Genomic DNA, 23,505 nt, shown 5'->3' with positions numbered 1-23,505 from the left:
GAGGGGGATGAACATGGTTAAAAAGTGGAAATTATTATTAACTCTCTTATTTTTACTTATCATTAGTGCGGCTTGTAGTGATAAAGCAAGTACGACTGAAGAAGCTGAGGGTGAAACAACTACCACCTCTGGAGAAGTTACAGAAGAAGGTGGAACGATCAAAATTGGGGTACTTGCTTCATTAACCGGGGCTTTGGAATCTTACGGGAAGCAAACAAGAAATGGATTTGAACTAGGTTTAGAATATGCTACTGACGGGACAATGGAGGTAGCAGGAAAGAAAATAGAAGTTGTTTTTGAAGATACAGAAACGAAGCCAGAAGTAGCGGTACAAAAAGCTACGAAACTATTAGAAGAGGATGAGGTTGATTTCTTAGTTGGATCTTCTAGCTCCGGTGACACGTTAGCGGTACTCCCATTAGCAGAAGAATACGAAAAAATTATGATTGTCGAACCTGCTGTTGCTGATAGCATTACTGGTTCTGAATTTAATCCTTATCTTTTTAGAACTGGTCGAAACTCTTCTCAAGATGCTGTTGCAGGTGCTGCAGCTATCGCCAAGCCTGGTGTGAAGATAGCAACATTTGCTCCAGATTACTCGTTTGGTTGGGATGGAGTTGCTGCATTTAAAAACGCAGCTGAAGAACTAGGTGCAGAAATAGTGTTAGAAGAATTTGCAGATCCTGCAGCTACAGATTTTACGTCTAATCTACAAAAAATCATTCAAGCAAAACCCGATTACTTATTTGTCGTGTGGGCAGGAGCTAACTCACCTTGGAACCAAATAGCAGATTTGAAGCTACAGGAAAATGGCATCAAAATTTCGACTGGAGCTCCTGATATTCCAGCACTGTCTATTATGGAGCCACTTGTAGGAATGGAAGGATTCTCTGTTTATTATCACACTCTACCTGATAATGATATTAATGATTGGTTAGTCGAAGAACATAAAAAACGTTTTAACGGAGAAGTGCCTGATTTATTTACTCCTGGCGGTATGACAGCAGCAATTGCCATTGTGGAGGCACTAGAAAAATCAGGAGGAAATGCAGACGGCAATGAAATGATTAAGATCATGGAAGGAATGTCATTTGAAACACCTAAAGGAACAATGACTTTCCGTCCAGAGGATCACCAAGCATTGCAAACGCTATATTCGATCAAGTTAGAAAAACAAGATGGTGTGGATTATCCAGTTCCTGTTCTAATAAGAGAGCTTTCCCCAGAAGAAACGGAGCCACCAATATTAAATAATAAATAATGGTAAAGTGACGACCTATTTATCTTGGGTCGCTCACTCTCCATAGGATAGAACAATTCTCTATCCTATGGAGAGTGATTTTGGAAAGGGGTATAAAGGATGGAACCAATATTGCGTACAGAAAACTTAACGATAAAATTTGGTGGGCAAACCGCAGTAGATAATGTCAATTTTGAGATGCCAGAAAAACATTTTAAATCTATTATCGGACCAAATGGGGCAGGCAAGACAACCTTTTTTAATCTTATAAGTGGGGAACTAAAACCGACTAGTGGAGATGTGTTTTTTCGTGGGGAATCACTGGCTGGAAAATCCTCAGTTGCTCGTACTCGGAAAGGACTTGGACGGTCATTTCAAATAACCAATGTTTTTCCTAATTTAACCGTCATTGAAAACGTTCGCCTAGCAGTTCAGTCTAAAGAGAAAATTAGATATCAAATTTTCCGACATTTTACCTCATACAAAGATTTAGAAATACAAGCAGAAAGGTTATTAGAAATCGTTCTACTTTCTAACAAAGCAAATGCATTTGCCACACAACTCTCGCATGGTGAAAAGAGAAAGTTAGAGATTGCAATGTTGCTAGCTCTAGACACAGAGGTTTTACTGCTAGATGAACCTACAGCAGGGATGTCATTAGAAGAGGTACCAGCTATTTTGGATGTTATTAAACAGATTAAGCAAACGGGCGAAAGAACGATATTATTGATCGAACACAAAATGGATATGATTATGGATTTATCTGATTCCATCATGGTTTTGTTCAATGGTAGATTACTAGCGGACGGTACACCTATGGAAATTATGAATAATGAAACCGTTCAACATGCTTATTTAGGGGGATTATACGATGAGCATCTTGCTTAAAGTAGAGAATGTGCATACGCATATAGGTCAATATCACATTTTACAAGGCGTTTCCTTCGAGGCAAAAGCTGGTGAAGTCAGTGTATTACTTGGTCGAAATGGTGCGGGGAAAACAACTACATTAAAAACAATTATGGGTTTAACCCCTGCCACTTCAGGTCAAATCACATTTGACAATAAATCTATTGCAAAAACACAGACCCACCATATCGCCTCAAAGGGTATTGGATATGTACCAGAAGATCAAGGGATTTTCGGTGCATTAACGGTTGAAGAGAATATTAAAGTGGCAATCAGAAAAGAAGATGATGCCGCTTTAGCGAGACAGGAATATGTACTAGAGCTATTTCCAGATTTAAAAAAGTATTGGAAAAAAGATGGTGGACATTTATCCGGAGGTCAAAAGCAAATGCTTTCGATGGCAAGAGCTTTCGTAAATGAAAGTAAACTGCTATTAATCGATGAGCCTTCCAAAGGTCTAGCACCTGTCGTAATAGAAAAAGTAATGGAAGCAATCATTGAAATGAAAAAACAAACAACAATTATTCTAGTGGAACAAAATTTTATGATGGCTAGCAAAATTGGTGATACATACACACTAATCGATGATGGAGAAACTGTGCAGTCCGGGCTTATGCAGGAACTGATTGAAAATGAAGAGCTCAAGCGTAAGTACCTAGGAATTGGCTAAGGAGGTTATTAAATGGAGTTACTAATCAACTTATTAATTAATGGTTTGGCAACGGGGATGTTAATATTTCTCTTAGCTGCTGGACTAACGTTAATATTCGGTTTGATGGATGTATTGAATTTCGCCCATGGTGGTCTATTTGCTTGGGGTGCGTTTTCAGGCGTTTGGTTTTACGGTGTAACAGATAGTTTTACCCTAGCAATACTTGGCGCGATATTAACAGGAGTTGTTCTTGGATTTATAACTGAAAAACTAATTATAACGCCAGTTTATGGAAATCACGTACAGCAAATACTCATCACACTTGGCTTTATGATCGTATTATCCGAAATGCTAAAGGTCGTTTTTGGACCAAATCAACTTGCTGCTAAAACTCCACCCCTTTTATCGGGGAGCTGGGAAATTGGTGATGTAATCATTATCAAGTATCGGTTATTTATTATTATCATTGGATTTATCGTGTTTGGAATCTTTCAGTTCATCTTGAAGCGTACAAAAATTGGATTAATCGTTCGTGCAGGGGTAATGAACAAAGAGATGGTGCAGGCACTCGGTATTAATATTAAGCAAGTATTTTTATATGTATTTATGGTTGGCGCTGCACTAGCTGCGTTAAGTGGGGTGCTTATGGCACCGTATTCCGGAGTAATTTACGCAGAGATGGGAATGGAATTTGCAATTCTCGCTTTCATCGTTGTAGTTATTGGTGGAATGGGTAGTTTTCCAGGCTCACTTCTTGCTGCAATATTAGTAGGGCTTGCTGGTAGCTTCATGGCTTACTATGTCCCAGCTTTATCGCTTGCGGTCAATATGATGCTTATGGCAATCGTATTAATATTCCGTCCGCAAGGCTTGTTCACGGCGAAAGGATGATACAAAATGAAGTCAACATTCCAAGTTAATAAGATTATATTATTTGTTATTGTCGTCGCTTTAGCCATTTTTCCTTTTGTATCCGATTCACGTACATGGACAATATTACTGACTCAAATATTTATCTTTTCCATCCTAGCAATGAGCTATGACATATTACTAGGATATACCGGCATTGTATCGTTTGGTCATGCGATGTTTTTCGGGATGGGCGCTTACGCTACTGCTATTATGCTCGATCGTTTTGAACCAACAGTTGGAATGTTTGTTTTATCGATAGCTGTTGGAATGTGTATTGCAGGAATCATTAGCTTTTTAGTCGGACTGCTAACGTTGCGATTAAAAAGTCATTTCTTCGCTATGCTGACAATGGCAGTCTCGGGGTTGTTTTTAGTATTAGCAGAGAAATGGAGAACCTTAACGTTTGGCAACGATGGATTTACATTTCGAGCACCAGAGTTTTTTAAAGATCGCATGATGTATTATTTACTCGTTCTTGGCTGTTTGGTATTAGTGTACCTCTGTCTACGTAGATTTGTAGATTCACCATTAGGTAGAGTTTTAATAGCAGTTAGGGAAAATGAACAGCGTACCAAATCATTGGGCTTTCAAACGTTGCACTATAAAGTAATTGCGTCAGTGGTGGCTGGTGTAATAGCAAGTTTAGCAGGATCACTTTACGCAGTTTCGCTGAGATTCGTAAATACGAGTGTCCTGACGATGGATATAACCTTAGATGCTCTCCTCATGACAATCATCGGAGGAGTTGGTACTTTAATAGGGCCGATTATAGGTGCCGGTGTAATAGAACTAGCTCAACATTACTTATCTGGCCTTGCAAAAGAGCATCCTATATTTGAGCGGTGGATTATTTTCTTTGGAATAGTGTATATATTAGCCGTTATTTTCTTTCCTAGAGGTATTGTTGGTACCGTTAAACATTTATTTTGGAAGAAAAAGAATCCTATAAAAATTTCTATTTCCCCGAAAAGAAAGGGGTTAGCTAAATGACCATTGGAATTGCAAGTACAGGTGTGTATATTCCCGAAAATGTAATGACAGCAGAAGATATTGTCAAGAAATCCGGACTTCCGCTGTCAGTAGTTAAAAACAAAATGGGAATAACACAAAAACCAATCCCTGGTCCAGAAGATCATACTGTAGCCATGGCCATAAAAGCTGCTGAAAAAGCATTGCAAAAAGGAAGTATAGATCCTAAATTAATTGATTTGATAATTTACATCGGCGAAGAACATAAGGAATATCCTCTGTGGACAGCTGCTATTAAAATTCAAGAAGAGCTCGGCGCTTATCATGCATGGGGGTTTGATGTTGCATTACGCTGTGGAACCACTATCATGGCCATGAAGGTCGCAAAAAGTTTAATGGAATCAGATCCGACTATAAATACAGTACTTTTAGCAGGAGGATATCGAAACAGTGATTTGATAGATTATACAAATGAACGAACTAGATTCATGTTTAATCTAGGGGCTGGTGGAGCAGCAATGATTTTAAAGAAAAATTACTATGAAAATACTCTTTTAGAATCAGATTTAATCACAGATGGATCCTTCTCTGAAGATGTACTAGTACCTGTTGGAGGAACAAAAGAGCCTTTGACATCTATCCATTTAGAGCAGGGACTTTATCGTTTGGACGTAATGGATCCTGTAGGAATGAAAGCAAGACTAGAACAAAAATCCATGCAAAACTTTTTACTAGTTATTAGAAATGCTTTAATGAAAAGTGGATATTCCGAGAAGGATATCAACTATTTAGGCATTCTTCATATGAAAAAATCTGCACATGACTTTGTGTTAAATGAATTGGGTTTAACGAGTGATCAGTCTATTTATTTGAGTGATTACGGACATATTGGACAGATGGATCAAATTATTTCTTTAGAACTAGCCCAAGAAGCAAAGAAACTAAAAAATGGAGATTTAGTTGTTCTAGTAAGTGCAGGTATTGGCTATGCGTGGGGAGCAGTTGCAATTAAATGGGGAAATTAAGAGGAGGGTGTATATGAGTTTACCTAAGATTCAGCTTTCAAGTGGCGATAGTATTGCTTACCGTGTTCGTTCTGGTGGAGAGGAAACAATCGTGCTCGTCCATGGGAATATGACATCATCTAAGCATTGGGATGTTTTGCTAGAAAGACTAGATAAAAGATTTTCGATATATGCTATTGATTTAAGAGGCTTCGGGGAATCGACTTATCATAATAGAATTCAAGGAATTAAAGATTTTGCGAATGATTTAAGTGAGATAGTGAATGCATTAGACTTACAGAATTTCTATTTAATTGGCTGGTCTACTGGAGGCGCCATTAGTATGCAATATGTAGTGGACCATCCTGGTCGCTGTGAAAAGCTAGTATTGCTTGCATCTGCATCGACTAGAGGCTATCCGTTTTATGGGGTAAAAGAAGACGGGACACCGGACTTAAACAGAAGACTAAAAACAATCGAGGAAATAGAAGAAAATCCAACAAAGACTCTTGCCATTCAAGGTTTATATGATACTGGTAATAAAGAAGGATTAAAAGCAGTCTGGAATGCAGCAATCTATACCCATAAAAAGCCTGATGAAACCGCTTATGAGGAATATGTGAACGATATGCTAACACAGCGAAATTTGGCTGATGTCTATCACGCGTTAAATACTTTCAATATTAGCGGAACCAATAACGGACTTTCTGAAGGTACAGACCAAGCAAAGCAAATTACAATACCAGTTCTTATCTTAAGAGGAGATAGGGACTATGTCGTTTCAGAAGAAATGACTCAAGAAATCGTAGCAGATTTAGGAGAAAATGCCACGTATATTCCTTTAATAGATAGTGGACACTCACCACTAATAGATGACTTAGAGCAGCTAACGGATAAAATTGAAGCGTTTTTATAAAGTGAAACTTCTATCTTAGGGGGATCTTCATCCCCTCTGATTGTTAGTTGAACCAATCAGGGATAAACAGCCGTAAAACCGGTATAAAGGGGAATGAAACTATGAGATTAAAGGATAAAGTAGCCATTATAACAGGAGCAGCGAATGGAATAGGCTTGGCTGCTGCACAACGTTTTGCGGAAGAAGGGGCAAAGGTTGTATTAGCGGACTATGATGCTGAGGCAGGAGCAACACAAGAAGTAGAACTAAACAAACTAGGCTATGATGTTAAGTTTATTCAAGTGGATGTTGCAAAAAGAGATAGTGTGGATGCTCTTATAGAACAAACAATGGATTATTTTGGGCAGATTAATATTCTTATTAATAATGCTGGTATTACTCGGGATGCCATGCTAACAAAAATGACTGAGGATGACTTTTCAAGCGTTCTTCATGTAAATATAACCGGAGTATTTAACTGCACTCAGGCTGTTGTACCACATCTAGTGAAGCAAGGTCACGGTAAAATTATTAATACCTCCTCTGTAAGTGGTGTGTATGGAAATGTGGGGCAAACAAATTATGCAGCATCCAAGGCTGCTGTAATTGGGATGACCAAAACATGGGCAAAAGAGTTAGGGAGAAAAGGTATAAATGTCAATGCAGTTGCACCAGGTTTTACGAGCACTGCAATGGTAGCGAAAATGCCTGAAACGATCATCAACCAAATGAAATCCGTCGTTTCTTTGCAGCGTTTAGGTGATCCAAGGGATATAGCAAACGCTTATCTGTTTTTAGCATCGGAAGAATCTAGTTATGTACATGGTCATGTATTACAAGTAGATGGCGGTATTATGATGTGATGGAGGGGGCTGTACCATATGTATACAGAACAAGCATGGATATATAAACGTGCAGCGCTGACGCCAACTAAGACTGCTCTTATCGATAGTTGCACAGGAAGACATTGGAGCTATGAAAGGTTGATCAGTCAGGTTTCTCAGTGGACTCATTATTTTCAACAACAAGATTATGAAAAAGGCGATCGTATCGTAGTTTTGTCCGAAAACAGGATTGAATTATTTGCTATTCTATTCGCTTGTGGTATGACAGGACTCATTTATGTACCCTTGAATTTCCGCTTAAGCAGCAACGAGTTACGGTATATATTGGATGATTGTAAGCCAGTACTAATTATTTGTGATGAGGAGCATCAACAAGCTGGTGAAGCTTTTTCGGATGTAGAGTTAGTATTAGTCACAAAGACGATAGGAATATCAACCAATCATTTTATTAATTATAAATGGAGTTCGGCGGATCCTTGGATGATTATTTACACAGGAGGAACTACAGGAAAACCAAAAGGCGTGGTTTTATCATTTAATGCAGTTAATTGGAATGCGATGAATACTATTATCAGCTGGGGACTTAGTGACAGAGATTGTACTTTAAATTATATGCCTATGTTTCACACAGGGGGCATTAATGCACTTTGTATTCCTATATTGATGGCAGGTGGAACGGTCGTCATAGGTAGTCGTTTTCGAGCCGAAGAGGCCTTGAAAGCAATAAATACATACAAGACTACAATTTCACTTTTCGTTCCAACTATGTATCAGGCGATGCTTGAAACGGAGTATATAAAAACTGCTTCTTTTCCAACTGTAAAAGTATTTCTAGCTGGAGGAGCGCCATGTCCTCATTCTATTTATGATAAGTTCAATGAAAAAGGTATCTTATTTAAAGAAGGCTATGGATTAACTGAAGCAGGTCCAAATAATTTTTATGTTGATCCATTAATTGCATATAGCAAAAAAGGCTCGGTTGGGAAGAGTATGCAGTTTAATGAAGTAAAGATAATGAACAAGGAAGGTCGAGAATGCAGTGTAGATGAAGTAGGAGAGCTTTATATTTCAGGAAAACACCTATTCAGCCATTATTGGAACAATGAGGAAGAGACGGAGCTTACCCTTCAAGACGGTTGGTTAAAATCCGGAGACTTAGCAAGATTCGATAAAGATGGTGACTATTATATTGTAGGTAGAAAGAAGGAAATGATTATTACAGGTGGAGAGAATGTCTATCCACAAGAAGTGGAGCAGTGTCTAATTTTGCATTCGAGTGTTCGAGAAGCAGCCGTTATCGGCATTCCAGATACAAAATGGGGAGAATGTGTCACAGCTTTTATCTGTAATAATGCACATACACTTTCTTCTGTGGAAGAACTAATTTCACACTGCAAAGATTATTTAGGTGGATTTAAAGTTCCTAAAAAGATTATCTTTGTAGATGAATTGCCCCGAACAGATGTAGGGAAAATTGATAAAAAGAAGTTATACGAGCTGGCTGGAGAAAGCTCAAATATAATTTTAACAAAGAGGGGTTCGGAGTAATATTGCCGGCCCTTTTAAGATTGTAAGGAAATAATAAAATTTAGTCACGTGGAAAATTTTCTACAAGTCATTTTTCGTCTAGACTCTATTGCTTTTGTTTATTATAAACAAAGATGGAATTTTAGTTTATACTTAAAGGAACAAAAGGAGGCGTTTTCATGTTTTTAAATTTCTTTAAAAAGAAAGATCCTATTGAGGCATTTTGGCAATACTTTCAAGAACACGAAAAAGAACTGTATAGTTTCCGAGATGAGGACATAGATAAATTATTTGGTGAGTTACATAGATTGATAAAGAAAGTAAACAACCAACTTGTGTTTTCAATGCCAAAACAATTGCTCGATGATAAACGAGAATTTACAATTAGTGGTTCGGGCATCGGAAAAAACTTTCCAGATGTAATTCGTTTAGTAGAGGCTGCTCCTAAAATGGAGAGATTTACAATCATCGCGTTCAACCAACGCAATGATGATGAACATGGAACGACAAGCGATGATATTGAAATTACTCGAGATGATGTCTTCTTCGACTATATGTATGAAAAGGAACGTGAGGCATTTTTTCTTTCTTTATATATTAAAGGCTTTGAGGAAAAAAATGATAATTATTATGCAGTAGTTCTTGATCTGCTTGAGATAGTCATTGGAGAATATACACTCGGTACTGAAATAGCTGAAATCGAATTTAAAAAATTTATTAATGAAGTTGATTTATTACCAATCAATGATTTGCCTAAAATACTAGAAGATATTAAGAAAGGGATCATATTGAAAAGGGATGAATTTTAACTGTAAAGTATTCCTAAACAGTATTTTTATATTCTATTTAGTATAATAGTCACTGAGGTGACCATAAATGTTTTTAAGTGAAAAAGAAATTGAAGTACGTTATGCCGAAACGGATCAAATGGGTGTGGTATACCACGCAAACTATGTCATTTGGTTAGAAATAGGTAGAACCCAGCTTATTAAAGACTTAGGATTCTCCTATGCTGGACTAGAGCAGGACGGATACATATCGCCAGTAACGAATGTAAACGTGAATTATAGAACTCCTGTAAAATACGGAGAAACTGTAATGATTAGAACATGGATTGAAAAACACAGTAAGCTACGAACAACATACGGGTACGAAATTGTTCATGAAGATGGCACAGTTGCCTCTACCGCTACATCTGAACATGTAATAGTAAAGAAAGATAACTTCCGTCCTGTATCTCTTAAGCGAGTTCATGAGGCCTGGGATGCAAAATATGTAGAAATAGCCAAGGTGAATGTTTAATGGCATTTGGTATTAAACGTCACGAGTTGAATGAATGGAAGCAGGATGTCCAGAATGGGGAAATAGCATTTTTAACTCATTATTGGATCGATGAACGTTTTCCTGGCTGTAACACGGTGACTAAAGTTGGCTGCAATGACGTGCAAAAGTTAATCGATTGGGGCAAGCAACATGGCTTACAAGCAGAATGGATTGACTATAAGGAAGCATATCCCCATTTTGATTTGTTTGGCAAATATGAATTAGATATTATGGAAAAAGAAGGATTGAAGGAGCAGCTAGACAGATTTAAAAAACCCTTTAATCGGTAAATATTCATAAAATCACAGGCTCGTTTTATATTCTACTTTTGTAATTCTTTATTCTAAACATGCAAATCCTACTTTTTATCTTGAGCACTCTTTTAAATTCGTGTTGTTGTTTTGCTAAGTCATATGTATGGGATCTCTTTTATAAAAAAATATAAAATGTTATTATTGTGATTTTATACTTTTTCTTGAGTCAATATCATAATTACTTATTTTAATTTAAAACACGAATATTGATGTGGAGTTATATTAAATTATCCGTTTATTTACAGTGGATTTCGTTGATTGGAGCGCAAGGCGGCGACTCTAGCGGGAGCAGTGAGACAGATGAACCATCACATCGTACCCGTAGGGGCGGTGATGGTTCATCGCTCACCCCGCGGAAAGCGTCCGCCTGAAGTGTAAATCAACTTTGTTCGGATTTAGTACTGAATACTTTATTATGAAATTGATTCCTTTAGTAAACAAAAAAGCGTACCCACTGGGTTACGCTTTTTTGTATGCATAGGATAATTCGTCTCGTGTAGAATCAAAATCTACATAGAGGTCATGTCCGTCAAAATACCATTCATCCCGCTCTTCTATGAAAAAAAGGATATCCTCTTCTTTATAAGTAACTGTAGGCTCGAATGGGGTGTCCTTTGTGACACCTAAAGAAAAACCTTCATGAATAGGGCTTGATCCTCCATAACGGGCAAAAAAACGAATTGTATCGCCTTTTACCGCTTCCATTTCCTCATGAAACCAATTCATTGCATCGGAAGAAATAAGTATTTTCATACGTACCACCATACTTTCATTAGATTAGATCCAAGTTACTTTTGGTTCGGTACCATCTTTAATGCGTTTAATATTTGCACGGTGACGATAAAATATAAATACTGCCAGTAACAGAACAATAATTATAAGTGGCCAATCTTTATCTACAGTAAAGTAGTAGATGACACTATAAATGACAGCAACAATCGCTAAAATCATAGATGTAAGGGACACCATCCGCGTCAATTTCAAGATGATAAAAAAACCAATAATTAAGATAACAAAAATAGGCCAATTATATCCTAGTAAAAGACCACCTGAGGTTGCTACAGCCTTTCCACCCTTAAATCCAGCAAAAATCGGGAACATATGACCGACCACTGCTATAATACCCAAAATTAGTGGATGTATATTTGTTGATTCGAATATGGCCAAAGAACCTAGAAGTGTTGCAGCTGTCCCTTTAAGAATATCCATTATTGTGACAACTAATCCGGCTTTTTTTCCGAGTGTTCTAAATGTGTTTGTACCACCTAAATTACCACTACCATGCTCTCGTATATCTATATTATAAAATAGTTTGCCAATCCATAGTCCAGATGGAAGGGAACCAATAAGATAAGCGAGTAAGAGTAAAAGAATTATGATCATAGAATACTCCTTTAATATAAATCTAATATTATCTTTAACAATTTTAAGTGTACCATGTACATTTGTAAGTATTCAATGCCCTAGCTAGAAAGGTTTTTCAAATCTTTTATTAAGACATGATACAATTGGAGAGATAGAAGAACGAAACATACATAAAACCAAATAAATTATTATTATTAGGTTATAATCATTTGTAGTCGAACATATCCCGGATTAACAAGCTGTAATAGCCCACCTCAACTTTTGGTGAGAGAAAATCGAGAATAATAGGTGGAGGACAAACAGCCTGTAAATCCTCGATTGGTTAGTCCAACGGGATATTGGTCACTCAGGCATTGCCGCACGACGCGGCATTAGGCCAGAGGTTAATTTCTCCATAAATGGGGGATGAAGAACCACCATTTAAGGAAGCTTCACTTTATCAAAAGTAGAGTAAGTGGAGTAGCCAATGCGCTAACTCCAGTTTTTTATTCTTTAATCTCTAATAGTCAAGAAGGAATAGTGTAACGAAATATAGAATGCTTGAAAAGGGAGTTTGCATTATAATAAATCTTTCCTTACAATTAAATTCTGATATTAACTACTGAAAAAATTGACATAATGAGGATCCATTTGTACGCTAAAGAAAGACTAAAGAACAGATGTTTTGTTTTGGAGGGAAAGTATTTGAGTAAAGTTGGAACAGTAAATAGCTATAGTGATGATGATATTCAGGTCTTAGAAGGCTTAGAAGCCGTTCGTAAAAGACCGGGTATGTATATTGGTTCAACAGATGCAAGAGGATTGCATCATTTAGTGTATGAGATCGTAGATAATGCAGTAGATGAAAGCCTTGCCGGATTTGGTGATCATATCATCGTAACAATTCATGAAGATCAAAGTATTACAGTGCGTGATTTTGGCCGTGGAATGCCTACTGGTACACATAAAACAGGAATACCAACTGCGGAAGTAATTTTTACCGTTTTACATGCCGGTGGTAAATTTGGACAAGGTGGATATAAAACAAGCGGCGGACTCCATGGTGTAGGAGCTTCTGTTGTAAATGCACTTTCTACCTATGTAGATGTAGAAATTCATCGAGAGGGTAAAAAATTCCATCAGCGATTTGAAAATGGCGGTAAAGTTGTTCAGTCACTAAAACAAGTTGGAACAACGAAAGAAACTGGAACATCCGTTCGTTTCTTGCCAGATGACACTATATTTTCTGTGTCCAAATACAATTACGAAACATTATGTGAAAGGTTAAGAGAATCTGCTTTTCTATTAAAAGGATTAAAAATCGAATTAATAGATGAACGCACCGACGCACATGACATATTCTTTTATGAAACGGGTATAGAAGCATTCGTTTCTTATTTGAACGAAGAAAAAGATGTCTTGCACCCTGTATTCTACATGGAAGGCATACAAGATGAGATTGAAGTAGAATTTGCATTCCAGTTTAATGATGGATATTCAGAAACCATCTTATCATTTGTGAATAATGTACGTACACGTGATGGTGGAACACACGAAACAGGAGCTAAAGCTGCTTTAACTAGAGTTTTTAACGAATACGCTCGTAAAACTAATTTGTTAAAAGAAAAAGCGAAAAACCTAGAAGGCTCAGATATTCGAGAAGGTATATCTGCTATTATATCTATTCGTATTCCAGAGAATATACTACAATTCGAAGGACAGACGAAAGGAAAACTTGGTACAAGTGAAGCTAGAAGCGCTGTAGATTCGGTCATTTCCGAGAAATTACAATATATTTTAGAAGAAAATTCAGAGCTAGCCTCTTCGCTAATACGAAAAGCACTTCGTGCACAGCAAGCCCGGGAAGCTGCGAGAAAGGCTAGAGAAGATGCGCGTAACGGCAAAAAACGGAAACCTTCTGAACTATTATCCGGTAAGTTAACTCCGGCCCAATCTAGAAACGCTGCGAAGAATGAACTTTATTTAGTCGAAGGAGACTCTGCTGGAGGATCTGCAAAACAAGGTCGAGATCGTACATTCCAAGCCATTCTACCTCTACGTGGTAAAGTTATTAATACAGAAAAAGCAAATCTGGCAGATATTATGAAAAATGTAGAAATTGCTACTATTATTCATGCTATTGGTGGCGGTGTAGGGGCCGAATTCCAAATTGATGATATTGCATACGACAAAATCGTCATCATGACAGATGCCGATACTGATGGTGCACATATTCAAGTGCTTTTATTAACATTTTTCTACCGCTATATGAAACCACTAATTGAAAATGGGAATATATATATTGCTTTACCTCCACTTTACAAAATTTATAAAGGGGTAGGTAAAAAAGAAGTTTTCGAATATGCATGGACGGAAAAAGAATTAGAAGCTGCTTCTGAGAGAATTGGTAAAGGATACATACTTCAGCGATACAAAGGTCTCGGGGAGATGAATGCTGACCAATTATGGGACACTACGATGAATCCCGATACTAGAACGCTTATTCGAGTGACAATTGAAGATGGTGCACGTGCAGAAAGACATGTGACAACTCTTATGGGAGACAAAGTAGAACCTCGTCGAAAATGGATAGAAGCCAATGTCAACTTCAGCTTAGAAGACGATTCGAATATTTTAGAAAATGACAGATTACACACGGAGGATGAACTAGCATGACACAAACCGAACGTTATCAAAATTTGCCATTAGAAGAGGTGATCGGTGATCGGTTTGGACGTTATAGCAAGTACATCATTCAAGATCGTGCACTACCCGATGCTAGAGATGGTCTTAAACCAGTTCAACGTCGTATTCTATTTGCCATGTTCCAAGAAGGTAATACAAATGATAAACCATTCCGAAAATCGGCTAAAACAGTTGGGAATGTAATTGGTAACTATCATCCACATGGTGATAGTTCAGTTTATGAAGCAATGGTTCGTATGAGTCAAGATTGGAAGCTACGCCATATGACCGTAGAAATGCATGGTAATAATGGTTCTGTAGATGGAGATCCACCTGCTGCGATGCGTTATACGGAAGCTAGACTTTCTGCTATTTCTCATGAACTACTTCGCGATATTAATAAAAATACAGTTGACTATATTCCAAACTTCGATGATTCTGATTCAGAACCAGTAGTATTACCAGCTAGATTCCCAAATTTAATCGTAAATGGATCTACAGGTATATCAGCTGGTTACGCAACAGATATTCCCCCTCATGCACTACATGAAGCTCTTGATGCAGTACTGATGAGAATTGAAAATCCTGCTGCAACAGTAGATGAGTTAATGACCGTCATCAACGGCCCAGATTTTCCGACAGGTGGGATAATTCAAGGTGTTGAAGGTATTAAAAAGGCATATGAAACAGGAAAAGGTAAAATTGTAGTTCGTTCCAAAACGGAGATTGAAACTATAAAAGGTGGTAAGCAACAAATTGTTATTACCGAAATTCCTTTTGAAGTCAACAAAGCAAACCTAGTGAAGAAAATTGATGAACAAAGACATGACAAACGTCTGGAAGGAATTGCAGATGTCCGTGACGAATCAGACCGTACAGGTTTACGCATTGTCATTGAAATGAAAAAAGAAGTAGATGCACATGGTATTCTTCAATATTTATTAAAAAATACTGATTTACAAGTGACCTATAATTTCAATATGATTGCTATTCATAATCGCAGACCTACAATGATGACTTTACCTCTTCTGTTAGATTCATACATTGAACATCAGAAAGAGGTAGTGACTCGACGAACAGTTTTTGATTTGAAAAAAGCCAAAGATCGACTACATATTGTAGCAGGTCTCATGAAGGCTCTTTCTATATTAGATGAAGTTATTAAAGCAATCAGAGCTTCCAAAGATAAAAGGGATGCAAAGAATAACATAATATCATTATTTAATTTCTCAGAAGCTCAAGCTGAGGCAATTGTTTCCTTGCAATTATATCGTTTAACTAATACAGATATTACAGAGCTTCAAAATGAGGAAGAAACCCTGAATAAATTAGTTAAAGATTTAGAGAGCATTCTTGCAAAAGAATCCATTCTTTTAAAAGTTATTAAAAAAGAGCTTTTAACAGTCCGAAAACAATTTGCAGAGCCAAGAAAATCAAAAATTGAAGATGAAATTGAAGAGATTAAAGTGACATTGGATGTCCTTATCCCAAGCGAGGAAGTATATGTTACTGTAACGAAGGACGGCTATATTAAACGGACAAGTACACGTTCTTATACAGCATCTAATGGACAAGATTTCGCCATTAAGGATTCGGATTATTTACTCTATAAAGAACCTATTAATATGCAGAATCATTTATTATTATTTACTTCTAAAGGTAATTATATTTACCAACCTGTACATGAATTACCAGATATACGTTGGAAAGATCTTGGACAGCACATTTCGAGTATTGTGCCTCTAGATTCTCAAGAAAGAATTATTAAAGTTATGGGAATAGATTCATTCGACAAAGATTTAAGCGTATTAACAGCAACGAAAGATGGTCAAATTAAACGTTCATTACTTTCTGATTATGTTGTACAAAGATACGCAAGACCGATTAAAACGATCAACCTGAAGAAAACCGATGAGTTAATAATGGCAGAACTCGTTGCACCATCTGACGATGTATTAATCACGACCCATGCTAGCTACTCAGTACGCTTCTCTTTAGATGAAGTGCCAATCACTGGTGTGAAGACTGGTGGAGTTAAAGCAATTAATCTAAAAGACGAAGATTTTGTAGTAAGTGTGAATCCGATTGCCCTACAGAGCAACGAAGATATTATGCTTATCACACATAGGGGTGCCGTTAAAAAGATGGCATTAAACGAAATCGAAGCTGGGGGTAGAGCTAAGCGTGGAGTTCTTACTTTAAGAGAGCTTAAATCGAATCCTCATCGCGTGTTTGATGTATTATTAGTGGAAAAAAATGACGAACTTATTATTGAAGCGGAGAAAGGTCAGGAATCGATAGAAGTAAAATCATTCCGTCCATCGGATAGGTATTCTAATGGTTCATTTGTCATTGACACAGAAAAAGATGGTCCTTTAGTTCGAGTGTGGAAGCAACCAAAAGAAGAGAAATAATAAATAAGAAATGCGCAAGTGCACTTTAGAGTCAAAACCAGTTTCTATCGTTTTCGAAGTCTTTGGACAGAATTTGTTATATTATTTCCGGTTAGTTTCGTTAATCTTATGGCATTTAACTGTTCGTCGCCTTCCTACAATTATGTGGCAGTGATGTCTTCTTACTCACCATGCGGAAAGCGTCCACCCACCTGAAACAGAAATGAGCGGTATGGGTATGGTGTATAGAGCAAAATCATAATAAAAAGCATTTCCATCAGGCATCATACCTTTTGTGAAATGCTTTTCGTATTTTGTATATTGTTGTTGTTGTTTCGCTTTTTTCGATTTAGTCACTCGGACATGTGTACTAAAGTCAACCTCATTTCTTGCTAATGTAACATCTTTGCCTAGATTACGTAATAGGTGTTCCCGTTTACGTTTTGCAGCGGATTTTGCCATTAAAATCACTCCTATTTGATCTGTTTTTACCCTTTAAGGGTATACTATGCTAACGAAAATTACAAACTTCACACTTTCTTCATAGCTTTATGGTATAAGTATAGTGACAGTAAAAAGTATGTACAAATTTTTGGAGGTAATTATGAAAAGAATATTATGGATGACAATTGCATGTGTACTATTGTTTAGTAACAGCGCACTAGCACATACTGGCTTGGAAAGCTCAACTCCAGCTCAAGGGAGTACGGTAACAGAAAAGGTAAATGAGATTACACTTACATTTTTAACAAAGATAGAAGAAACAAGCTCATTCACACTAACGAATTCATCGAATGATTCGATAGATGTAGAAGGTATTACAGTAAATGATCATATAATGACTGGGAATGTGATTGAAAGCTTGGAAAACGGTGCATATCAAATCAATTGGAAAATAATCGGGGCTGATGGTCATCCAATGGAAGGTGTAATTGATTTCGTACTAGATGCGCCAGAAGAGGTTGAAGCGGAAGAACCAATTACTGAACCGAGTGATGAAGTAGAACCAAATGAATCCAACACCGAAGAACTGGAAACAACAGTAGAAGCTGATGATGAAGAAGAAGAGAGCACCAATTCTACAGTAGGAATTATTATAGTTCTAGTTATTATCGTGGCACTAGCTGCTTGGTGGATGGCTCGGAGAAATAAAAAATGATGTTTATTTTGACAACTATTAGCGAGGCACTTCTTTATGTGTGCTTCGCTTTGTTGATGGGAAGCTATATTCTATCTTTATTCCCAAACGATTTAATCCCTACTATTATTGTACCGAGAAAAGTGAAATTAGTTGCAGTAATTGGCATTGCAATTTTTTCTTTTGTGCCACTTATTAGTTTAATCATGTATTTGTATGAAGACTATGGTTTAGTCGATTCATTACAATCCATTTTATTGACCTTCGAGGTAGGTAAATCATGGTTATTTATGTTTATCGTAACAGTATTTTTAGGATTGTATATTCTATTCTTTGAACATAAGCAATCAATCTATTATTCGGTTATCGGAATTTTACTAGTTTTAGTACTTATCATGTGTGTAAGCTGGTCAAGCCATGCAAGTTCTATTCAAAGCTTTAAAGGGTTAATCACTCATTTCACTCACTTTACATCAGTAGTTATTTGGGTAGGTATATTGTTAGTAATAGCTTGGTTTTCCCAAAATACGAATAACTGGCTATCCTTTTTAAAGTGGTTTCATATAACTGCACTATACTGTTTTGGGATCATTATGATAACAGGATTTTCTTTGATGAGTTTTTCAACACCTTTGGATGCATATCCTGATACTTGGATGGTTTCATACGGTCAAAGCCTACTCATCAAACATCTGCTTATTATTCCACTAATTGCATATGCATTTATAAATGGAATTCTCATGAAAAAACGGTTACTAAAAAAAGATTATTTCGATGCTCGTCCATGGGCAAAAGTAGAGTTTTTCATACTTCTACTAATTTTCGGGGCTACTGGTGCTATGAGTCAACAATCACCACCACATAATCTGTTTGAAACAATAAATAGTGAAGGTTTTTCTTCTTTATTTTTGCTGTTTCATGATGGGATTGGTTTTTCTGGCATAGCTGTTCAACTAGTAGTTAATCTTGATGGACTACTCTTGTTATGTATATCTGCCGTTTTTCTTGTGATGTGTCTATTCTCGTTCGTTAAAAGAATGCCGGCCATCTTTTCCTTTATCATGAGTCTATTCGTCGTTATAGCGGCATATTTAGGACTATTATTTAGTATTCAAATTGTATAAGAGCCCTTTTAAAAGCATTGCGGGCGGTGTATAATCCATCTTGGAAGTGCTGTTTTTAATTATAGGAAAATGAGGAATTCAGATGAACCAAGACATAATTATTAATGAAATGATATCTTCTGATTGGGAACGAGTCAGAGAGATATTTATAGAGGGTATTCGAACTGCGAATGCCACATTTAGAACAGAGGCTCCAAACTGGGATGAATGGGATAAAGATCATTTAAATATTTGCAGATTTGTTGCTAAACAGGATGAAAAAGTAGTGGGGTGGGTGGCACTAACCCCAATTTCTAGTATGCATGCATTTTCAGGAGTTGTAGAGGTTAGTATTTATATTGCTTCTAGTGTAGCTGGAAAGGGAGTTGGTAGTCGATTGCTCCAACAAGTAATTGACTCCAGCGAGCAAAACAAAATCTGGACAATCCAATCAATGATTTTCCCTGAAAATGCTGCGAGCATATATCTACACCGAAAATTTGGTTTTGAAGAAGTAGGAACAAGAAAACAATTAGGGAAGTTAAATGGAGTTTGGCGTGATGTAGTATTACTTGAGCGCAGAAGCACTGTAGTTGGAGTTGAATAAAAACTTGATATTTACTTAATAGTAAGAAAGTATGTGTATTAAATATTTAATGACATGAAAAAGTAATCCATGAGTTAGTGCTCATGGATTACTTTTTCAAACTTGCCAGTTCCCTTTGAAGGGAACTGGTATATTTTACGGCTTAGATGCAACCACATCTAAGCGTTTTTTTATATATTTTCACTGTTCCTACGATACCAATTATGCATCTGGTAAGTAATAATTAATATTGAAAAGTGCATTTAAGAACATTATTAAATAAACTACAAATATCGATGCTTAAAGGAGAACTATTCTATTCTCCAATAGTAGATGAAAGTGTCGTATTAGTACTTTAATCCATAATATAAGGGTACTTAAATCGGGATTTAAAAAGGAGGGATTTCCCTGGTAAAAAAACTGCTTTTATTCGGGGATATTGGTATTGATGATACAGTTGCATTAATCTACGCTAGTTTAAGTGAGGAAGTTGAAATCGTTGGTATAGTTGCAGATTACGGTAATGTATCTAGAGAAGATGCCGTGTCCAATATCTATTATTTGATGACATTATTTGACTTTCCACAAGGAATTCCTGTTATCCGGGGGGCAGAAGTGCCTTTAACAGGTGAACAACCTACTTTCTATCCAGAAATACATGGAGAACATGGGCTTGGACCAATCATACCGGACGATAATCACACTTTAAAAATCGAAAACTTTTTGGAAATAGTGAAGATAATTGAAAATTATAAGGATGAACTAATAATTGTAAATATTGGCCGCCTTACTTCTCTTGCTACAATGTTCATACTATACAGAGACCTTATGAGTAATGTGAAAGAATTTTATATAATGGGTGGAGCCTTTTGGATTCCAGGAAATGTCACTACAGTGTCAGAAGCGAACTTCCACGGGGATCCTATTGCGGTGAATATTGTGTTAACATACGGAAATAATGTTACTATTCTTCCATTGAATGCAACGCAAAAAGCAATAGTCACACCTGGCATGGTTGACTATATTGAACAATTTGGGAAAACTAAAATTTTTAAACCATTGATGGAATACTATACACGTTTTTATAAAGAACGTGATCCATCCCTTCATGGAAGTCCCATCCATGATGCCCTGACCCTTATGGCGACGATTCACCCTGAAATGTTCATTTTTGAGTCTTATCCTGTTAGAGTTGTCGATGACCTAGATGGGCCAGCAAGAGGACAAAGTATTGCTGAAACCCGTCCATATGAAAAACAAAATAATGGGGAAAAAATACATCGTATTGCGTTTGATATTAACTATGATACGTTTTTTCATAACTTTTTGTCTGTTATGACCGGTCAACAACTAAATAATGATTAAAGTACGGAATTTGTTTACTGAGAAAATAAACATTTGAACACGATTTTCTTTGCGATAGATATTATTCAAAAACACCATTTCTTAATATAACAAAATCTACATTCACATTTACTTTCATATCTTTATACAACTTATGCCATTTTTCCTTCGTCAGCTTAGAGTTTCTCACAGAGCTTCTATATTTCTCCCCGAAGCCAAAAATATCCGAATCTACATCCTGGCATTGGGCAATTATCCTGGATATTTCTCTTGATAAATTTTTACTAACCGCTTTTTCAAGTTTTGCAACAACTTTAGGATCCCCTAGATTAACATCTGGATATACTTCTAATAATCTTGCTTTTATTTTCAGATTTAGGTCAAATTCTGGAGTAGAAGCATCAACTAATTTCAATTCTCTTTTTGAGTTAATGGCATCAAAAGCTACTGGAATTTGTTCAGGTGGATTTTTTAGTATGTCGGTGGGAATATCCTGATCTTTTAGGATAGTTTCGAATAATCCTGACTTAAAACTATCTCTCACAAGCTTGATGTAAAAACTATCCTTAACTGGGAGTGTGCTTACCATTTTGCCACCTTTAAATATAGCTATTCCACTTATTTCAACGAATTCTTCATCTCTTTTTATAATTGGCATAGCGAAATCTTTTCCTACCGAATAATAATCGTGTGCAATTTCATGAAGAGTTGCCGAAATCATATATTCCTGTTTTATGTTTTGTTCGAGTAGCCTAAATATATGTTGCCCAATATCATCAATATTTTTATATTCGTATTCAAGTAATGGAGTTGTTTTGCCTTCTACAACTGCCATGTAAAGACTATTACTTACACTAGCGTTTTCTAAATGTGTATCAATGTAATAATGAAGATTATCTTTAGCCAACTCTTCGCCAAACAAAACAACCCTCATTTGGCCGACGGTGATTTTTTTCGATAATTTACGATTAGACTTCATCCGACTCCCTTTACTAGTGTTATTCTCAGTTGAGACAATTTCCACATTACTTTGAAATTCAGGGTTTACTTCGCGAATAACCGCGGTAGTGGCTATTTTTTCTTCGGTTCCCACATCATAGCCTACTAAAGTGGTTAACCCTACTCGATCAAGAATATTTGTTTCTGCACATCCGGTTAATATACCAACTAAAAAAAGAAGAATGAAATAGATATTAAACTTCCTCATTTTTTTGCTCCTTCTGAGATGTGAATTTTCTTTTCAGCATGGTAATTATAAATAAGAAAATAGGGTAAACAAACACGATATAAAAAGCCACTTTTCCAAATTGAGTGTTAATCGTATCTATCTGGGTACGCGTTTGAAAGATTAGTGTACCAATGAGAGCGAAAAGAGAGAATATCCAAACGAATGTCGTTCCGCTTATTTTTACTAATCGAATAGTTCCACGATAAGCAGCCCATAAATAAAGACAAAGATTTGGCAAAATGATCAACATCCAAAAACAAATAGCGACAAATTCAAATCTCTCCATAAAAGGGAAACTGATGAAACTAAATAATGTTAATGTCGCCCATATCGTCTTAAGTAACTTTCCTTCACTGTAGTAGGTGATTGAAACCATCATGAAAGCCAGATATACAAAAGTCGTAGCCAACAAAGCTAAATGCGTATGTTTCCTTACATTTTTCTTGTCTTTTATAAAGGGATAGATCACATTAAGTATTTCAAAGCCGATAATTGTAAAAGTCATGGATTGGGTACCTTTTAGTATGGAGCTAATATTTGCCTCCAAAATAGGAAGTAGGCTGTCTACGGTTGAAAACTTCATTGGAAATATTAACATAGGCAAAATCCAAAGAGCGAGTACGACACTAAAAAAAGAAACACCAACCATCACTCGAAGTCCACCTGTAAACGCATATATGACGATTATTAGTAAAGTAGCCGAAAGAAACCAAGTACTTATATCAGGGAAAATCCATGCTTGTATAACTTCAATATAGTTCCGTAGAACAGAAAAGAATCCTACGAAGCAATACAATATATAAAGGGCATTTAAAAAATTGCCAATCCATTTTCCGTAAATATCTTGTTGGATCCCATAAAGGTCATTGGAACCGTAAACCTCTAACGTTTTAATCATACAAATAGCGACGATATGTGTGGCAAGACCTGCAAGTAAAACTGAAATCCATGCATCCTGTTTTGCATCTTGGTACACAATCCGTTGAAACCCCTGTATTCCAACCCCAATTTGAGTGCTATGAATTACAAAAAAAAGCAAATAAGCATTAATCATATCTTTGGGGCTAAGTTGTATAGAATTTTTCATTCATTTC

At 36.5% G+C, this 23,505-nt stretch carries 23 protein-coding genes; 18 read left to right on the top strand and 5 right to left on the bottom strand.

Going from position 1 to position 23,505, the window contains the following annotated elements; all coding sequences use genetic code 11:
• Positions 1-13: 13 nt before the first annotated feature.
• The 12 genes from KD050_RS00610 (at position 14) to KD050_RS00555 (ending at position 10,566) form a co-directional block, all read left to right on the top strand.
• Complete coding sequence (locus KD050_RS00610; protein ID WP_211894357.1) at positions 14-1,261, top strand: substrate-binding domain-containing protein; 1,248 nt, start codon at positions 14-16, stop codon at positions 1,259-1,261.
• A 99-nt stretch (positions 1,262-1,360) separates the two neighbouring features.
• Positions 1,361-2,128, top strand: coding sequence for an ABC transporter ATP-binding protein (locus KD050_RS00605; protein WP_211894356.1), 768 nt, complete (start codon positions 1,361-1,363; stop codon positions 2,126-2,128).
• Positions 2,112-2,819, top strand: coding sequence for an ABC transporter ATP-binding protein (locus KD050_RS00600; RefSeq protein WP_211894355.1), 708 nt, complete (start codon positions 2,112-2,114; stop codon positions 2,817-2,819). Before KD050_RS00605 ends, KD050_RS00600 begins: the two co-directional genes overlap by 17 nt.
• 12 nt (positions 2,820-2,831) lie before the next feature.
• A complete protein-coding gene (locus KD050_RS00595; protein WP_211894354.1) occupies positions 2,832-3,692 on the top strand; it encodes a branched-chain amino acid ABC transporter permease in 861 nt (286 codons plus the stop codon).
• Positions 3,693-3,698: 6 nt separating this feature from the next.
• Positions 3,699-4,703, top strand: coding sequence for a branched-chain amino acid ABC transporter permease (locus tag KD050_RS00590; RefSeq protein WP_211894353.1), 1,005 nt, complete (start codon positions 3,699-3,701; stop codon positions 4,701-4,703).
• Positions 4,700-5,707, top strand: coding sequence for a 3-oxoacyl-ACP synthase (locus tag KD050_RS00585; RefSeq protein WP_211894352.1), 1,008 nt, complete (start codon positions 4,700-4,702; stop codon positions 5,705-5,707). The genes KD050_RS00590 and KD050_RS00585 overlap by 4 nt, the downstream gene beginning before the upstream one ends.
• A 13-nt stretch (positions 5,708-5,720) precedes the next feature.
• Positions 5,721-6,602 (top strand): intracellular short-chain-length polyhydroxyalkanoate depolymerase, encoded by an 882-nt coding sequence (locus KD050_RS00580; protein ID WP_211894351.1) that lies wholly within the window; start codon positions 5,721-5,723, stop codon positions 6,600-6,602.
• Between the two features lie 101 nt (positions 6,603-6,703).
• Positions 6,704-7,444, top strand: a complete 741-nt coding sequence (gene fabG, locus KD050_RS00575) for a 3-oxoacyl-ACP reductase FabG (protein ID WP_211894350.1) — start codon at positions 6,704-6,706, stop codon at positions 7,442-7,444.
• A gap of 18 nt (positions 7,445-7,462) precedes the next feature.
• Positions 7,463-8,974 (top strand): class I adenylate-forming enzyme family protein, encoded by a 1,512-nt coding sequence (locus tag KD050_RS00570; RefSeq protein WP_211894349.1) that lies wholly within the window; start codon positions 7,463-7,465, stop codon positions 8,972-8,974.
• A gap of 158 nt (positions 8,975-9,132) precedes the next feature.
• Positions 9,133-9,762: a hypothetical protein gene (locus KD050_RS00565; protein ID WP_211894348.1), complete on the top strand. Its 630-nt coding sequence runs from the start codon at positions 9,133-9,135 to the stop codon at positions 9,760-9,762.
• Positions 9,763-9,829: 67 nt separating this feature from the next.
• On the top strand, positions 9,830-10,255 hold the full coding sequence (locus KD050_RS00560) for an acyl-CoA thioesterase (RefSeq protein WP_211894347.1): 426 nt from the start codon (positions 9,830-9,832) through the stop codon (positions 10,253-10,255).
• Entirely contained in the window at positions 10,255-10,566 is a 312-nt protein-coding gene (locus tag KD050_RS00555; protein ID WP_211894346.1) for a hypothetical protein, read from the top strand. Before KD050_RS00560 ends, KD050_RS00555 begins: the two co-directional genes overlap by 1 nt.
• 483 nt (positions 10,567-11,049) lie before the next feature.
• Here the strand turns inward: KD050_RS00555 and KD050_RS00550 are convergent, their stop codons facing one another.
• On the bottom strand, positions 11,050-11,343 hold the full coding sequence (locus tag KD050_RS00550) for a HesB/YadR/YfhF family protein (protein WP_211894345.1): 294 nt from the start codon (positions 11,341-11,343) through the stop codon (positions 11,050-11,052).
• A gap of 24 nt (positions 11,344-11,367) precedes the next feature.
• Positions 11,368-11,973, bottom strand: a complete 606-nt coding sequence (plsY, locus tag KD050_RS00545; protein ID WP_211894344.1) for a glycerol-3-phosphate 1-O-acyltransferase PlsY — start codon at positions 11,971-11,973, stop codon at positions 11,368-11,370.
• A gap of 666 nt (positions 11,974-12,639) precedes the next feature.
• Here plsY and parE point away from each other — a divergent pair.
• Positions 12,640-14,610 carry a DNA topoisomerase IV subunit B gene (gene parE, locus KD050_RS00540; RefSeq protein ID WP_235753886.1) on the top strand — a complete coding sequence of 657 codons (1,971 nt, stop codon included), beginning with the start codon at positions 12,640-12,642 and terminating at the stop codon, positions 14,608-14,610.
• A complete protein-coding gene (gene parC / locus KD050_RS00535; RefSeq protein ID WP_211894342.1) occupies positions 14,607-17,033 on the top strand; it encodes a DNA topoisomerase IV subunit A in 2,427 nt (808 codons plus the stop codon). Before parE ends, parC begins: the two co-directional genes overlap by 4 nt.
• A gap of 165 nt (positions 17,034-17,198) precedes the next feature.
• Here parC and KD050_RS21470 read toward each other — a convergent pair whose 3' ends face one another.
• Positions 17,199-17,474 (bottom strand): hypothetical protein, encoded by a 276-nt coding sequence (locus KD050_RS21470; RefSeq protein ID WP_211894341.1) that lies wholly within the window; start codon positions 17,472-17,474, stop codon positions 17,199-17,201.
• A gap of 142 nt (positions 17,475-17,616) precedes the next feature.
• Between KD050_RS21470 and KD050_RS00525 the strand changes: the two genes are divergently transcribed.
• The 4 genes from KD050_RS00525 to KD050_RS00510 all read left to right on the top strand — a co-directional run bounded on the left by KD050_RS00525 (position 17,617) and on the right by KD050_RS00510 (position 21,204).
• A complete protein-coding gene (locus tag KD050_RS00525) occupies positions 17,617-18,171 on the top strand; it encodes a copper resistance CopC family protein (RefSeq protein ID WP_211894340.1) in 555 nt (184 codons plus the stop codon).
• Positions 18,168-19,274: a copper resistance D family protein gene (locus tag KD050_RS00520; RefSeq protein WP_211894339.1), complete on the top strand. Its 1,107-nt coding sequence runs from the start codon at positions 18,168-18,170 to the stop codon at positions 19,272-19,274. Before KD050_RS00525 ends, KD050_RS00520 begins: the two co-directional genes overlap by 4 nt.
• Before the next feature lie 82 nt (positions 19,275-19,356).
• Positions 19,357-19,860 carry a GNAT family N-acetyltransferase gene (locus KD050_RS00515; RefSeq protein WP_211894338.1) on the top strand — a complete coding sequence of 168 codons (504 nt, stop codon included), beginning with the start codon at positions 19,357-19,359 and terminating at the stop codon, positions 19,858-19,860.
• 387 nt (positions 19,861-20,247) lie between these two features.
• Positions 20,248-21,204, top strand: a complete 957-nt coding sequence (locus KD050_RS00510) for a nucleoside hydrolase (RefSeq protein WP_211896157.1) — start codon at positions 20,248-20,250, stop codon at positions 21,202-21,204.
• Positions 21,205-21,265: 61 nt separating this feature from the next.
• On the opposite strand, the gene KD050_RS00505 is transcribed toward KD050_RS00510, so the two are convergent.
• Both KD050_RS00505 and KD050_RS00500 read right to left on the bottom strand, forming a co-directional pair.
• Positions 21,266-22,390, bottom strand: coding sequence for a Ger(x)C family spore germination protein (locus tag KD050_RS00505; protein ID WP_211894337.1), 1,125 nt, complete (start codon positions 22,388-22,390; stop codon positions 21,266-21,268).
• Complete coding sequence (locus tag KD050_RS00500) at positions 22,377-23,498, bottom strand: GerAB/ArcD/ProY family transporter (RefSeq protein ID WP_211894336.1); 1,122 nt, start codon at positions 23,496-23,498, stop codon at positions 22,377-22,379. The genes KD050_RS00505 and KD050_RS00500 overlap by 14 nt, the downstream gene beginning before the upstream one ends.
• Between the last annotated feature and the right edge of the window lie 7 nt (positions 23,499-23,505).

The organism is Psychrobacillus sp. INOP01 (assembly GCF_018140925.1).
Classification (GTDB): Bacteria; Bacillota; Bacilli; order Bacillales_A; family Planococcaceae; genus Psychrobacillus.
Note: the sequence above shows the minus strand (reverse complement) of the source record. Positions and strands in the feature narration are given on the sequence as shown.

Excerpts from the sequence above, each read along its gene's own strand:
- KD050_RS00610 (WP_211894357.1), top strand. The coding sequence starts at position 14 with ATGGTTAAAAAGTGGAAATTATTATTAACTCTCTTATTTTTACTTATC.
- KD050_RS00605 (WP_211894356.1), top strand. The coding sequence starts at position 1,361 with ATGGAACCAATATTGCGTACAGAAAACTTAACGATAAAATTTGGTGGG.
- KD050_RS00600 (WP_211894355.1), top strand. The coding sequence starts at position 2,112 with ATGAGCATCTTGCTTAAAGTAGAGAATGTGCATACGCATATAGGTCAA.
- KD050_RS00595 (WP_211894354.1), top strand. The coding sequence starts at position 2,832 with ATGGAGTTACTAATCAACTTATTAATTAATGGTTTGGCAACGGGGATG.
- KD050_RS00590 (WP_211894353.1), top strand. The coding sequence starts at position 3,699 with ATGAAGTCAACATTCCAAGTTAATAAGATTATATTATTTGTTATTGTC.
- KD050_RS00585 (WP_211894352.1), top strand. The coding sequence starts at position 4,700 with ATGACCATTGGAATTGCAAGTACAGGTGTGTATATTCCCGAAAATGTA.
- KD050_RS00580 (WP_211894351.1), top strand. The coding sequence starts at position 5,721 with ATGAGTTTACCTAAGATTCAGCTTTCAAGTGGCGATAGTATTGCTTAC.
- fabG (WP_211894350.1), top strand. The coding sequence starts at position 6,704 with ATGAGATTAAAGGATAAAGTAGCCATTATAACAGGAGCAGCGAATGGA.
- KD050_RS00570 (WP_211894349.1), top strand. The coding sequence starts at position 7,463 with ATGTATACAGAACAAGCATGGATATATAAACGTGCAGCGCTGACGCCA.
- KD050_RS00565 (WP_211894348.1), top strand. The coding sequence starts at position 9,133 with ATGTTTTTAAATTTCTTTAAAAAGAAAGATCCTATTGAGGCATTTTGG.
- KD050_RS00560 (WP_211894347.1), top strand. The coding sequence starts at position 9,830 with ATGTTTTTAAGTGAAAAAGAAATTGAAGTACGTTATGCCGAAACGGAT.
- KD050_RS00555 (WP_211894346.1), top strand. The coding sequence starts at position 10,255 with ATGGCATTTGGTATTAAACGTCACGAGTTGAATGAATGGAAGCAGGAT.
- KD050_RS00550 (WP_211894345.1), bottom strand. The coding sequence starts at position 11,343 with ATGAAAATACTTATTTCTTCCGATGCAATGAATTGGTTTCATGAGGAA.
- plsY (WP_211894344.1), bottom strand. The coding sequence starts at position 11,973 with ATGATCATAATTCTTTTACTCTTACTCGCTTATCTTATTGGTTCCCTT.
- parC (WP_211894342.1), top strand. The coding sequence starts at position 14,607 with ATGACACAAACCGAACGTTATCAAAATTTGCCATTAGAAGAGGTGATC.
- KD050_RS21470 (WP_211894341.1), bottom strand. The coding sequence starts at position 17,474 with ATGGCAAAATCCGCTGCAAAACGTAAACGGGAACACCTATTACGTAAT.
- KD050_RS00525 (WP_211894340.1), top strand. The coding sequence starts at position 17,617 with ATGAAAAGAATATTATGGATGACAATTGCATGTGTACTATTGTTTAGT.
- KD050_RS00520 (WP_211894339.1), top strand. The coding sequence starts at position 18,168 with ATGATGTTTATTTTGACAACTATTAGCGAGGCACTTCTTTATGTGTGC.
- KD050_RS00515 (WP_211894338.1), top strand. The coding sequence starts at position 19,357 with ATGAACCAAGACATAATTATTAATGAAATGATATCTTCTGATTGGGAA.
- KD050_RS00505 (WP_211894337.1), bottom strand. The coding sequence starts at position 22,390 with ATGAGGAAGTTTAATATCTATTTCATTCTTCTTTTTTTAGTTGGTATA.
- KD050_RS00500 (WP_211894336.1), bottom strand. The coding sequence starts at position 23,498 with ATGAAAAATTCTATACAACTTAGCCCCAAAGATATGATTAATGCTTAT.